General features: G+C 64.9%; 10 protein-coding genes. 4 read left to right on the top strand and 6 right to left on the bottom strand.

The genetic code is table 11. From position 1 onward, the window contains the following. Positions 1–69: 69 nt before the first annotated feature. Together ACNJYA_RS26595 and ACNJYA_RS26590 are read right to left on the bottom strand one after the other, a co-directional pair. Positions 70–1,647 (bottom strand): fatty acid--CoA ligase, encoded by a 1,578-nt coding sequence (locus ACNJYA_RS26595; RefSeq protein WP_439400988.1) that lies wholly within the window; start codon positions 1,645–1,647, stop codon positions 70–72. Positions 1,648–1,869: 222 nt separating this feature from the next. Continuing rightward, entirely contained in the window at positions 1,870–2,742 is an 873-nt protein-coding gene (locus ACNJYA_RS26590) for an SDR family oxidoreductase (RefSeq protein ID WP_439363801.1), read from the bottom strand. Positions 2,743–2,847: 105 nt separating this feature from the next. Between ACNJYA_RS26590 and ACNJYA_RS26585 the strand changes: the two genes are divergently transcribed. The 4 genes from ACNJYA_RS26585 (at position 2,848) to ppc (ending at position 9,203) form a co-directional block, all read left to right on the top strand. Beyond that, positions 2,848–3,657: a crotonase/enoyl-CoA hydratase family protein gene (locus ACNJYA_RS26585; protein WP_439363800.1), complete on the top strand. Its 810-nt coding sequence runs from the start codon at positions 2,848–2,850 to the stop codon at positions 3,655–3,657. 183 nt (positions 3,658–3,840) lie between these two features. Further along, positions 3,841–5,385 (top strand): acyl-CoA synthetase, encoded by a 1,545-nt coding sequence (locus ACNJYA_RS26580; protein WP_439363799.1) that lies wholly within the window; start codon positions 3,841–3,843, stop codon positions 5,383–5,385. Positions 5,386–5,585: 200 nt separating this feature from the next. Further along, positions 5,586–5,990, top strand: coding sequence for a YccF domain-containing protein (locus ACNJYA_RS26575; protein WP_172784086.1), 405 nt, complete (start codon positions 5,586–5,588; stop codon positions 5,988–5,990). 414 nt (positions 5,991–6,404) lie between these two features. Then, entirely contained in the window at positions 6,405–9,203 is a 2,799-nt protein-coding gene (ppc, locus tag ACNJYA_RS26570; RefSeq protein WP_439363798.1) for a phosphoenolpyruvate carboxylase, read from the top strand. 57 nt (positions 9,204–9,260) lie between these two features. Here the strand turns inward: ppc and ACNJYA_RS26565 are convergent, their stop codons facing one another. From ACNJYA_RS26565 to ACNJYA_RS26550, 4 genes are all read right to left on the bottom strand, one after another. Next, the gene (locus tag ACNJYA_RS26565; protein WP_439400987.1) at positions 9,261–10,439 is read right to left on the bottom strand and encodes an SMP-30/gluconolactonase/LRE family protein; all 1,179 of its coding nucleotides are present in this window, start codon (positions 10,437–10,439) and stop codon (positions 9,261–9,263) included. A gap of 115 nt (positions 10,440–10,554) precedes the next feature. Further along, entirely contained in the window at positions 10,555–11,469 is a 915-nt protein-coding gene (locus tag ACNJYA_RS26560; protein ID WP_109144458.1) for an SDR family NAD(P)-dependent oxidoreductase, read from the bottom strand. A gap of 169 nt (positions 11,470–11,638) precedes the next feature. Continuing rightward, positions 11,639–12,778: a thiolase C-terminal domain-containing protein gene (locus ACNJYA_RS26555; protein ID WP_260382838.1), complete on the bottom strand. Its 1,140-nt coding sequence runs from the start codon at positions 12,776–12,778 to the stop codon at positions 11,639–11,641. Between the two features lie 3 nt (positions 12,779–12,781). Then, on the bottom strand, positions 12,782–13,195 hold the full coding sequence (locus tag ACNJYA_RS26550; protein ID WP_027558650.1) for a Zn-ribbon domain-containing OB-fold protein: 414 nt from the start codon (positions 13,193–13,195) through the stop codon (positions 12,782–12,784). Between the last annotated feature and the right edge of the window lie 33 nt (positions 13,196–13,228).

Raw genomic sequence — 13,228 nt, 5'->3', positions numbered from 1 at the left:
GGCGCCATCCGCGTGGTCAGCAAAAAGGTGGGTTACGCCTGCGGCTAACCCACCCTACGGCATCACGGATCAATTCACCCGTCGATCCTTCCCCGCCCAATACGGCTCGCGCAGCTGCCGCCGCAGGATCTTGCCTGACGGATTCCGCGGCAGCGCCGGCAGGAACTCCACGCTCTTCGGCGTCTTGTAGCCGGCGATGCGCGTCCGGGTGAAGTTGATGATGTCGGTGGCGGTCGCCTCCTTGCCGGGCTTCATCACCACGATCGCCTTCACCGCCTCGCCCCATTTCTCGTCGGGCACGCCGATCACGGCGGCCTCGGCGACGTCGGGATGGTCGCACAGCGCGCTCTCGACCTCGGCCGGATAGATGTTCTCGCCGCCCGAGATGATCATGTCCTTGATGCGGTCGTGGATGTAGAGATAACCGTCCTCGTCCATGTAGCCGGCATCGCCCGTGCGCAGCCAGCCGTCGCCGCGCAGCGTCGCGGCGGTGGCTTCCGGCAGATTCCAATAGCCCGCCATGTTGGAGCCCGAGCGCGTTGCGATCTCGCCGACGTGGCGCGGCGGCAGCGGCTTGCCGTCGGCGTCGAGAATTGCGATTTCGACCCCCGGCAGCGCCTTGCCGGCCGAGCGCATCCGCTCCAGCCCCTCGATATGGTCCTCCGGCGGCAGCGCGACGATGGTGCCTGTCGTCTCGGTCATGCCATACATCTGGACGAAGCCGCATTTGAAGACCTCGATGCATTCCTTCAGCAGTGCTGCGGGAATCGGCGAGGCGCCGTACAGCATGTATTTCAGTCGCGAGAAGTCGACCGTCCTGGCGCGGGGCTGTCGCACCACGAATTGCATCGCCGCCGGTACCATGAACAGCTTTGTGATGCCCGACTGCTCGAAGAAATCCAAAACCTTGGTCGGATCGAACTCGCGCGCGATCACGCCGCGGGCGCCGTGATAGAGACCCATCACGCCCCATCCGGAGCCGCCGATGTGGAAGATCGGCATCGCCACCAGCGAGACGTCGTCGGTCGACCACCGGTTCCATTCCGGCTTGTCCTCGGCGTTGCCGGTCTGCACCAGGTTGAGGAAGTTCGCGTGGCTCAGCATTGCGCCCTTCGGCTTGCCCGTGGTGCCCGAGGTGTAGAGCTGGATCGCGATGTCGCGGGTGTCGATCGGCACCTTGGGATCGTCGCCGCGCTGCGCATCGCGCCACGCCGTGAAATCTGGCCATTCCGGCACGCCGCCCTCGGCGGTGATGATGGTGCGCACGCCCGGTATCTGGTCCCTGATCTGGCGCACCTGTGTGATGAATTCGGGCCCGACGAACAAAACCGGCGCCTTGCAATCCGAAACGATGAAGGCGACCTCAGGGCCGGCGAGCCGCCAGTTCACCGGCGCCATCACGACGCCGGCCTTCATCGCACCCATCAGGAGCTCGAAATAGATGTCGCTGTTCTTGCCGAGATAGGCGATGCGGTCGCCCTTCGTCACGCCCATTGCGAGGAGCGCGTTCGCGACCTTGTTGGTCTTGATGTCGAACGCGGCAAAGCTGGTGGTGCGGCCTTCGAACTCGTAGGCGATGGCGCTGCCGCGGCTCTTCGCACGCTCGCGCACCATGTCGGCGAGGTTCGCCAATGGCTGTGTGGACATGTTTCTCCCGTAGCTCTTGTTTTTATGCGGGGGAGTGTGGCGTCATCGGCGGATGAAGACAAGATGGCAGGAGAATGCCGCCGTCTCGTGTCCCGGACGCTGCGCAGCACGAAGTGATGCGCTGCTGAGCCGGGACCCAGCATGCTGCGACATGGGCCCCGGCTCTGCAGCGCACCACGCCGAAGGCGGCGCGCTGCGCCGCGTCCGGGGAACGAGAGAACATCACCCCCGCTTCGCGCGGTCCTTCTCGTTCTGCGCCATGATGCTCTCGCGCGCCGTTTTCCAGTCGTCGTCGCTCCAGTCACGGAGCTGGTAGAAGTTGCCGCCCATCGCGAGCGCCTGGGCGCCGTCCATGGCGATGGTCTCGCCGTTGATCCAGTCGCAGCCGCCGGAGATCAGGAACACGGCAACGTTCTGCAGTTCCTCCATGGTGCCGACGCGGCCCATCGGGTTCATCGCCTTGGTGCGCGCGCCGGCCTCGTCGCCCGGCTTGATGCGCTTGCTCATCCCCTCGGTCGGGATCTCGCCCGGGGCGATGGTGTTGAGGCGGATGCCGTGTCGTCCCCATTCGGTGGCAAGCGACATCGTCATGGCGTGGATCGCCGACTTGCTCATTGCCGACGGCACCACGTAAGGCGAGCCGTTGCGCACCCAGGTCGTGGTGATCGAGACGACGTTGCCGGGCTGCTTCAAGGCGATCCAGCGCTTGCCGACCGCATGCGTCACGTAGAACGTGCCGTGCATGACGATGTTGGCGACCGCATCGAAGCCGCGCGGCGAGAGCTCCTCGGTGCGCGAGATGAAATTGCCGGCCGCATTGTTGATGAGATCGGTGAGGGGACCATCGCGGAAGATGGTCTCGATCATCTCCTCGACCGCAAGCGCGTTTCGGATGTCGACGCCGTGGCTGTTGACGCGGCCGCCGTAGCGATCCATCAGCTCGGTCGCGGTCTCGTCGCAGACGATCTTGCGCCGGCCGCAAATGTGCACCTCGGCGCCGAGCTGGAGGAATCGCGCCGCCATCGATTTGCCGAGGCCGGTGCCGCCGCCGGTCACGAGGATGCGCCGGCCGGCCAGAAGATTTTCCTTGAACATGGCTGTTTCCCCCGTAGGGATTGTCAGTTAATTGGTCGATTGACTAAATCCGGCCGCCGTCGTCCTGTAAAGCGGCACCGAACAAGAACAGGGGAGAATTGATCCATGGAAGATCGCGTCTCGATCTCGATCTCGGAAGGCGTCGCCGATGTGCGCCTGGTGCGCGCCGACAAGATGAACGCGCTGGATCAGCCCATGTTCGAGGCCCTCGTCGCCGCAACCGACCGGCTTTCGAAGGAAAAGGGCGTGCGCGCCGTCGTGCTCTCGGGCGAAGGCCGCGCCTTCTGCGCCGGGCTGGACATGGGGCGTTTTGCCGCCATGAAGGAGAAGGGCGGCAACGGAATTCCGGGTGGCGAAAATCGCGATCTCACGGTGCGCACCTATGGCAAGGCCAACTTCGCGCAACAGGCGGTGTGGGGCTGGCGCCAGCTTCCGATGCCCGTGATCGCCGCCGTGCACGGCGTCGCCTTCGGCGGCGGTTTCCAGCTCTCGCTCGGCGCCGACATGCGCTTTCTCAGCGCGGATGCGCGAATGTCGATTATGGAGATCAAATGGGGCCTGGTGCCCGACATGGCGGGCACGCCGATCCTGGCCTCGCTGGTGCGCGACGACATCCTGCGCGATCTCACCTACACGGGCCGCATCTTCTCCGCGCAGGAGGCGATGGCCTACGGCCTCGCCACGCGCATCTGCGACGATCCGCGCGCGTCGGCGCTGGAGGTCGCGCGCGAGATCGCAGGGAAAAGCCCCGATGCGATCCGCGCGGCCAAGCGGATGCTGAACAATCTTTCGGTCGATCCGGGCCCGGCACTGCTCGCCGAATCCGTCGAGCAGCAGAAGCTGATCGGCAGCCCGAACCAGACCGAGGCGGTCCGCTCGAATCTGGAAAAGCGTGCGCCGAATTTTGCAGACTAGCGGTCTGCCGTCATTCCGGGGCGATGCGAAGCATCGAGCCCGGAATCCATAACCCCGACTCGTGATTATGGATTCTCAGATGCGCCATTGCGCATCGTAGCCTGCGCCTTCGCCGCATCCCGGAATGACGAGGGTGCTCGTGGCTAAAAATCTTCAACCCGACGAAAGATCGGAACTCGACAAATGAACGAAACGTCTCACTTCCTCGGCATCGTCTCCGGCGACCGCCGCCGCACCCACACCGAAGTCGCGACCCGCGCCGACCGCATCGCCGCCGGCCTCGCCAAAATCGGCGTCCGCCAGGGCGATTGCGTCTGCATGCTGATGCGCAACGACATCGCCTTCCTCGAAGCCGCCTACGCCGCGATGCGGCTGGGCGCCTATGGCGTGCCGATCAACTGGCACTTCAAGCCTGAGGAGATCACCTACATCCTCGAAGATTCCCGCACCGCCGTCCTGATCGCTCATGCCGACATGCTGCATGGTTTGCGCGATGCGATTCCTGAGGGAGTTACCGTGCTCAGCGTGCCGACGCCGCCCGAAATCCGCTCCAACTACAAGATCGATCCGGATCATCTGACGACGCCGAGTTTTGCGACCGATTTCGAAGCCTGGCTCACGCAACATGCGCCCTATGACGGTCCGATCGTGCCGCAGCCCATGAACATGATCTATACCTCGGGCACGACTGGCCATCCCAAGGGCGTCCGCCGCAACGCGCCGACGCCGGAGCAGCAGGCCGCGGGTGAGCGCATGCGCGAGATGATCTATGGGCTCAAGCCCGGCGCCCGCGCGCTGCTGCCGGGCCCGCTCTATCATTCCGCGCCGAACTCGTTCGGTATCCGCGCCGGCAAGCTCGGCGGGGTGCTGGTGCTGATGCCACGCTTCGAGGCGGAGGAATTTCTGCAGGCGATCGAGCGCTTTGAAATCGACACCATCTTCATGGTGCCGACCATGTTCATCCGCCTGATGAAGCTGCCCGAGGAGGTGCGCAGGAGGTACGACGTCTCCTCGCTCCGCCACGTCATCCATGCCGCCGCGCCATGCCCGGCCGACGTCAAGCGCGCCATGATCGATTGGTGGGGGCCGGTGATCTACGAATTCTACGGCTCGACCGAATCCAGCGCCGTGACCTTCGCGACCTCCGAGGATGCGCTGAAGAAGCCCGGCACCGTCGGCAAGATCTCGCCCGGCGCCGAGCTGCGCTTCATCGGCGAGGACGGCCGCGTGCTCGGCGTCGGCGAAATCGGCGAGATCTATTCCCGCATGGCCGAGATGGCCGACTTCACCTATCACAACAAGCCGGAGAAGCGCGCCGAGATCGACCGCGACGGCTTCATCACCTCCGGCGACGTCGGCTATATCGACGAAGACGGCTACGTCTTCATCTGCGACCGCAAGCGCGACATGGTGATCTCGGGCGGCGTCAACATCTATCCGGCCGAGATCGAATCCGTGCTGCACGCCGTATCAGGCGTGCATGACTGCGCCGTGTTCGGCATCCCCGATGCCGAGTTCGGCGAAGCGCTGATGGCGGTGGTGGAGCCGCAACCCGGGATCACGCTCGCTGCCTCCGATGTCCGCGCCGCGCTGAAGGCGCATCTGGCCGATTACAAGGTGCCCAAGCACATCGAGATCCGCAGCGGCCTGCCGCGCGAAGATTCCGGAAAGATCTTCAAGCGCCGCCTGCGCGATCCCTATTGGGAGCAGGCTGGGCGCAAAATCTGACGATATCGTAGGGTGGGCAAAGCGGAAGCGTGCCCACCAAATTCGCTTGCGGAGACAAGATCGTGGGCACGGCGCAAGGGCGCCTTTGCCCACCCTACGGGACCACGCTCATCCGGCTACGCCTTGCGGGCCTTGAAGCGTCTTAGCAGGGACAGATTCCGAGCCTATATAGCTGGGATCATCCACCTCCGGATCATCCCATGGCGCCCGTATCCATTCTCCTCAACATCCTCTGGATCCTCATCGGCGGCGCCTGGATGGCGTTCGGCTGGTTGATCGCCGCGATCGTCATGGCGATCACCATCATCGGCCTGCCCTGGGCGCGGGCGGCGTTCAACATCGCCGTCTACACGCTGCTGCCGTTCGGCTCGAAAGCGGTCAGCCGCTACGACGTGACCGGTGTCGAGGACATCGGCACCGGCCCGCTCGGGGTGATCGGCAACATCGTCTGGTTCGTGCTCGCCGGCTGGTGGCTGGCGCTCGGCCACCTCGTGACCGCGCTCGTTCTCGCCGTCACCATCATCGGCATCCCCTTCGCCTGGGCGCATCTCAAGCTCGCCGGCATCGCGCTCTGGCCGATCGGCAAGGTGATCGTGCCGGCGTAAGGTGAACGTGTAGGATGGGTAGAGCGAAGCGAAACCCATCATCTGCTCTCGGATGATGAAACATGATCGGTTTCGCTTCGCCGGGATGTCCCGAGCACTGCGAGACCGCGAAGGCATGTTTGTTGACAAGGCCGGCCATTCTCGTGCCCCGGACGCAGCGCAGCGCTCCCCCGGCGATGCGAAGCATCGTCCGGTTCAGCGATGCGCTGCAGAGCCGGGGCCCATGTCGCGGCACATGTGCTCTGTCGCTCCTCGGTCCCGGACGCGCTGCAACGCTAAGGGGCGTGTAGCGCGTCCGGGACAAGAAATCTTCGCGCTGCCGCGCCGCCACCAACTTCATCTTGCACTGCGGCAGAAAAATATCGCACACTCCGCCGGACCGGGCCGCCAAGGGCGCGAGCAGGGGAGCGAGCCATGTCCCTCCAGACCGTACCATCCGACGCCACTGAGCTTCGCCCCAACCGCCCTGAGGATGTTCAGGCGATGGAGGCCGATGCCCGGCTGCGGGACGACATCCGCCTGCTCGGGCGCATTCTCGGCGACACCGTGCGCGACCAGGAGGGCGCCGAATTGTTCGACCTGGTCGAGCGCATCCGCCAGACCTCGATCCGGTTCCACCGCGACGAGGACCGGCTCGCCCGCCGCGAGCTCGAGCAGATCCTCGACAGCATGTCGACTTCCGAGACAGTGCGGATCGTCCGCGCCTTCAGCTATTTCTCCCACCTTGCCAACATCGCCGAGGACCAGAACAACATCCGCCAGATGCGCGCGCGCAGCGCGGCCAAGAATGGCGGCTCCGGCGTGCTGGCGGAGACACTGGCGCACGCCAAGGCGGCGGGCATTGGTCCCGACCAGCTCCGCAGCTTCTTCAAGACCGCGCTGGTCAGCCCGGTGCTGACCGCGCACCCGACCGAGGTCCGCCGCAAGAGCACCATGGACCGCGAGATGGAGATCGCAGCCCTGCTCGACCGCCGCGAGCGTGTCGCCATGACCGCGGAGGAGGCCGATGCCGGCGACGAGCAGCTGCGCCGCGAGGTGCTGACGCTGTGGCAGACCAATCTCTTGCGCCGGACCAAGCTCACCGTGTTGGACGAGGTCGCCAACGGCCTGTCGTTCTACGACTACACCTTCCTGCGCGAGGTGCCGCGGCTCGTCAACGCGCTGGAGGACCGGCTTGAGGAGGGCGGCGAGGCGGCCGCGAGCGAGCTTGCCTCGTTCCTGCGGATGGGCAGCTGGATCGGCGGCGATCGCGACGGCAACCCCTTCGTCACCGCCGACGTGATGCGCGGCACGCTGCGGCTGCAGTCGAGCCGGGTGATGCAGTTCTATCTGAACGAGCTGCACGTGCTCGGCGCCGAGCTGTCGATCGCAGCCCATCTCGCCGACGTCTCGGAGGAGCTGCGCAATTTGGCGGAGCGCTCGCCGGACACCTCGCCGCATCGGAGCGGGGAGCCCTATCGCCTCGCGGTCTCAGGCATCTATGCCCGGCTCACCGCGACGGCTGAAAAGCTCGAAGTCGAGATCACGCGCCGGCCGGTCGGCAAGGCGGCGCCTTACGAGAGCGTCAGGGAGCTGCAGGCCGATCTCGACGTGCTGCATCGCTCGCTGATCTCCAACAATGCCCGCGTCATCGCCCGCGGCCGGCTGCGGCTGCTCCGCCGCGCGGTGGACTGCTTCGGCTTCCATCTTGCCCGGCTCGACATCCGTCAGAACTCGGCGGTGCACGAGCGCACCATCGCCGAGCTGATCGACGCTGCCAACCCCGGCATGTCCTATCTCGCGCTCGGCGAGGAAGCCCGCATCTCGCTGCTGACGAACGAGCTGCGCTCGACGCGCGCGCTGGTCTCTCCCTTCGTCAAATACAGCGACGAGACCATGGGCGAGCTCAACGTGTTCCATGCTGCCGCGGAAGCGCATGCGAAGTTCGGTTCGGACGCCATTCCCCAATGCATCATCTCGATGTGCAAGGGCATGTCCGACATGCTCGAGGTCGCCGTGCTCTTGAAGGAGGTCGGCCTCGTCCATCCCTCCGGCCGCAGCGCCATCAACATCGTGCCGCTGTTCGAGACCATCGAGGATCTGCAGGCCTCGAGCAGCATCATGGACCGCATGCTGTCGCTGCACGATTACCGCCGCCTCGTCGACAGCCGTGGCAGCGTGCAGGAGGTCATGCTCGGCTATTCCGACTCGAACAAGGACGGCGGGTTCGTCACCTCGGGCTGGGAGCTCTACAAGGCCGAGATCGGCCTCGTCGAGGTGTTCGAGCGCCATCACGTGCGCTTGCGCCTGTTCCACGGCCGCGGCGGCTCTGTGGGACGCGGCGGCGGGCCGAGCTATGACGCCATCGTCGCCCAGCCCGGCGGCGCGGTGAACGGCCAGATCCGCATCACCGAGCAGGGCGAGATCATCTCGTCGAAATATTCCAACGCCGAGGTCGGCCGCAACAATCTGGAAATTCTCGCCGCGGCGACGCTGGAGGCGAGCCTCTTGCATCCGCGCCAGAGCGCGCCGCGCCGCGAATATCTGACCGCGATGGACGAATTGTCGAACCTCGCCTTCAAGGCCTATCGCGGTCTCGTCTACGAGACCGAAGGCTTCGTCGATTACTTCTGGTCGTCCACCGTGATCAACGAGATCGCCACGCTCAACATCGGCAGCCGTCCGGCCTCGCGCAAGAAGACCCGCGCGATCGAGGATTTGCGCGCCATCCCCTGGGTGTTCTCCTGGGCGCAATGCCGCCTGATGCTGCCGGGATGGTACGGTTTCGGCAGCGCGGTCGAGCAGTGGATCGCGGAGCATCCGGAGCAGGGCATGCCGTTCCTGAAAGAGCTCTACAAGGAATGGCCGTTCTTCCGCATGTTGCTGTCGAACATGGACATGGTGCTGGCCAAAAGCTCGATCGCGATCGCCTCGCGCTATGCCGAGCTCGTGCCGGACGAGGCCTTGCGCGAAAAGATTTTTGGCCGCATCCGCCGCGAATGGCATTCCTGCATCGAAACGCTGCTCGACATCATGGGCCAGGACCGATTGCTTCAGGGCAACCCGCTCTTGGAGCGCTCCGTGCGCCACCGCTTCCCCTATCTCGATCCGCTCAACCACGTGCAGGTCGAGCTCTTGAGAGAGCACCGCGCGCAGAACCCTGACGAGCAGGTGCTGCGCGGGATCCAGCTGACGATCAACGGCATCTCGGCGGGGTTGAGGAATACCGGGTAGCTGCGACGTCGTTCCGGGGCGCCCGAAGGGCGAACCCGGAACCTCGACGTCACCAACTCACGGCTTCATCGCGCCCTGCACGCTGGTGTAGACGGCATAAAGCGATGTCGAGCCGCAAATATAGAGTCTGTTGCGCTGCTGGCCGCCGAAGCACAGGTTTGCCACGGTTTCGGGAATGTGGATCTTGCCGAGCAGTTCGCCCGAGGCCGTATAGCAGCGCACGCCGTCTTCGTTCGGATCGCCCCAACCGACCGAGCACCAGACCCGCCCCTCGGTGTCACAGCGAACGCCGTCGGTGATGCCGGGCTTCGGCATGTCGGCAAAGACCTTGCTGTTCGAGACCTTGCCTGCCGCGACGTCGAGGTCGAATACGCGGATATGCGAAGGATTGTCCGGCCCGTCGGTGAACCCGGTGTCGCAGACGTAGAGCTTCTTCTCGTCGGGTGAGATGGCAAGCCCGTTGGGCTCGACAAAATCGTCGACCACGATCTTGACCTCTCCGGACTTCGGATCGACGCGGTAGACGTTCTTCTTGTCCTGCTCGGGGTCGGCCTTGATCCCCTCATAGAAACCGCCGATGCCGTAGGCGGGATCGGTGAACCAGATCGCGCCATCCGCAGTCACCACCGCATCGTTCGGGGAGTTCAGCCGCTTGCCGTTGTACTTGTCGGCAATGATCGTGATCGAGCCGTCGAGCTCGGTCCGCGTCACACGCCTGCCGCTATGCTCACAGGTGATCAGGCGTCCCTCGCGATCGATCGTGTTGCCGTTCGAGTTCATCGACGGCTGGCGATAGACGCTGAGGTGACCGTCGTCCTCGCAGAAGCGCATGATGCGGTTGTTCGGAATGTCGCTGAACAGCACGTATCGCCCGGCTGCGAAATAGACGGGCCCCTCGGCCCAGCGGAAGCCGGTTGCGACACGCTCGACCGCCATGGTGCCGGCGAAGGCCGGAAAGCCGGAAGGGCCGAAGGTCGGCGGTCCCTTCTTGGCGGATTCCAGATGAGAGTCGGGGTAGCGGCTGCCCGGCAATGGTCCGAGCGGCAGCGGCGCCGTCGATCTCGTCGGTGCGCCGGTCTGGCCGAGGGGCGCGACGGAAGCCGCCAAGGCTCCGTTCAAGGCTCCGTTCATGGTGATGCCCGTCGCCGCGACTGCGGCGGCAGCGCCCTTCAACAGCGTGCGGCGCGCGAGAGAGGGCTCGCTGCTATTTGCGGGAATGGTCAGTGGTTTTGTCATGGTTGCCTCCCGATTTTTTTTATTGGGAGCAAACCATCCGCCCGCAATCGGGCGTAAAGCGGGCGATCTCCGGCTGGACAACCGGAGATCGCGATGCAGCAAAGGCAGGGATCGGTTACACCGGATCCCAGGTGAAGATGTCGGCGGAGCGGTCGAGCTTGTAGAACGAGCCCTTCAGCGCCGGCATGCCGTGTTCCGCGATCGACTGCGGAGTCCAGCCTTCGCTTCGCTGCACCGAGCGGATCGGGCGGTTCTGGCTGAACAGGAAGATCTCGTTCATGCGCACGCCGAAGATCTGGCCGGTGACGTCCTTGGCGGAATCGCCGAGCAGATAGCCGCAGAGCGGCGCGATCTTCTCCGGGCCCATCTGCTTGATTTTCTCGACGCGCGCCTTCTCCGCGTCGGTCTCGGTCGGGATGGTGCCGATCATGCGCGTCCAGGCGAACGGCGAGACACAATTGGAGCGGACGTTGAAGCGGCCCATGTCGAGCGCGATCGACTTCGACAGCCCGACGATGCCGAGCTTGGCCGCCGCGTAGTTGGCTTGGCCGAAATTGCCGATCAGGCCCGAGGTCGAGGTGAAGTGCACGAACGAGCCCGATTCCTGCTCGCGGAAGATGCGCGCCGCGGCGTGGCTGACGTAGAACGAGCCCATCAGATGCACCTTGATGACGGCCTCGAAGGCTTCCACGCTCATCTTGTGGAAGATCATGTCGCGCAAGATGCCGGCATTGTTGACGACGCCGTCGAGCCGGCCGAAATGATCGGTCGCGGTCTTCACGATCTTGCTGGCGGGAATAGCTTCCGCGACGCTTTCGAAATTGGCGACCGCCGTGCCGCCGCGCTTCTTGATCTCCTCGACTACCTCCTCGGCGGGCGCCGCGTTCGCGCCCGCGCCGTCGGCAGCTCCGCCGGGATCGTTGACGACGACCTTGGCGCCCTCGGCCGCGCACAAGAGCGCAATCTCGCGCCCGATGCCCCGCCCTGCGCCGGTGACGATGATGACCTTGTCTTGCAGTGATTTGCTCATGTGGGTTCTCCTGTTTTCTTACCTCGCCCCGCTTGCGGGGAGAGGTCGAATTCGAGCAAAGCTCGAATTCGGGTGAGGGGGACTCTCCGCGAGTCTGGTGTATGTGGATGCAGCCCCTCACCCCAACCCTCTCCCCGTAAGAACGGGGAGAGGGAGAGGCGAGCAGCCATTACCTCTCGTTCGTGAACACGATCGTGCCACTCGCCGCGAACATGCCGCCGACGCCGTGGCACACCGAAATCTTCGCGTTCGGCACCTGCGCCGGCGCGATCCCGCGCATCTGGCGCACGCTCTCCTGCAGCGCGTACATGCCGTACATGCCCGAATGCATGTAGCTCAATCCGCCGCCGTTGGTGTTGAGCGGCAGCTTGGCCCCAGGCCGCGTGTTGCCGTCGGCGATGAATTGGCCGGTTTCTTCGTACGGCATGAAGCCGAGATCGCCGAGGCCGAACAGCGGCAGATGCGCGAATGCGTCGTAGATCATGAGATGATCGACGTCCCCGTGCGCGATGCCGGCCTCCTTGAAGGCCAGCGGCCCCGCCGTCTTGAACGCACGCGAGGAGTTGAACGTCTCCATCTGGCTGACCATCGGCGTCTCGACGCTCTCGCCGGTGCCCATGATGTAGACCGGCTTCCGCGGAAAATCCCTGGCGCGGTCGGCCGAGGTCAGGATCAGCGCGCCGCCGCCGTCGGTGACGAGGCAGCACTGCAGCAGCCGGAACGGATAGGCGATCATGCGCGAGTTGAGGACATCGGCAACCGTGATCGGATCCTTCATCATCGCCCGCGGATTCTTCGCCGCCCATTCCCGCTGCACCACCGCCACCGAAGCCAATTGCTCGTGGGTGATGCCGTAGGTCTTCATGAAGCGCAGCACGGGAATCGGGAACATGCTGGGCGGGCCGTAGACGCCGTAGGGCGCCTCGAACTGGCCGTTGAGGCTGTCGGCCGGCGTCGAGCGCGGCAATTTGCCGATCATCGACTTGCCGCTCTCGGCATGAGTGATCAGCACCGTCTTGCAGAGACCCGCCTCGATCGCCGCCGCCGCGTGGCGGACGTGCAGCATGAAGGAGCAGCCGCCGACCGAGGTGCCGTCCACCCAGGTCGGCTTGATGCCGAGATAATGGCAGACCTGCTGCGGCGTTTCGACCGCGGTGGCAAAGCCGTCGATGTCGGAGAGCTTCAGCCCGGCGTCGGCAATGGCGTTGAGCGCGGCGTCCGCATGCAGCTGGAGCTGCGAGGCGTTGGGGATGACACCGAGCTCGGTGGTCTCGGCTGCGCCGACGACGGCAACCTGGTTCTTGCGCATGGTCTACCCCTTCGCCGGACGGAAGACGGGAAGGGTGATCTTGTCGTCGAGCTCCTGGAACGCGACCTCGAGCTTCATGTCGAGCTCGAGTGCCTCGGGGGTCTGCGGGCAGTCGATGATGTTGCTCATCATCCGCGGGCCTTCGTCGAGCTCGACCACCGCGATGGCGTAAGGCGGCGTGAAGCCCGGTGCCGCGGGCCGGTGGTTGATCACGTAGCTGTAGAGAAAGCCCTTGCCGCTCGCCTTGAAGATGCTGACCTTGCGCGAGGCGCAGGAGGGGCAGAACGGGCGCGGCGGGAAGTAGACATGGGCGCAGGCATCGCAGCGCTGCAGGCGCAATTCGCCGGCCTTGGTGCCGTCCCAGAAATGCTGGGTTTCCGGCGTCGGTTTCGGTCGCGCGCGCTGCGGTTCGGCCATGTTGGCGGCTCCTCCCAAGAGTCTCCCGAGCGA

The sequence above is a fragment of the Bradyrhizobium sp. BLXBL-01 genome, assembly GCF_051853025.1.
In the GTDB taxonomy this organism is placed as follows: domain Bacteria; phylum Pseudomonadota; class Alphaproteobacteria; order Rhizobiales; family Xanthobacteraceae; genus Bradyrhizobium.
The sequence above is the reverse complement of the archived record's forward strand: the minus strand, read 5'-3'. Positions and strand labels throughout refer to the sequence as shown.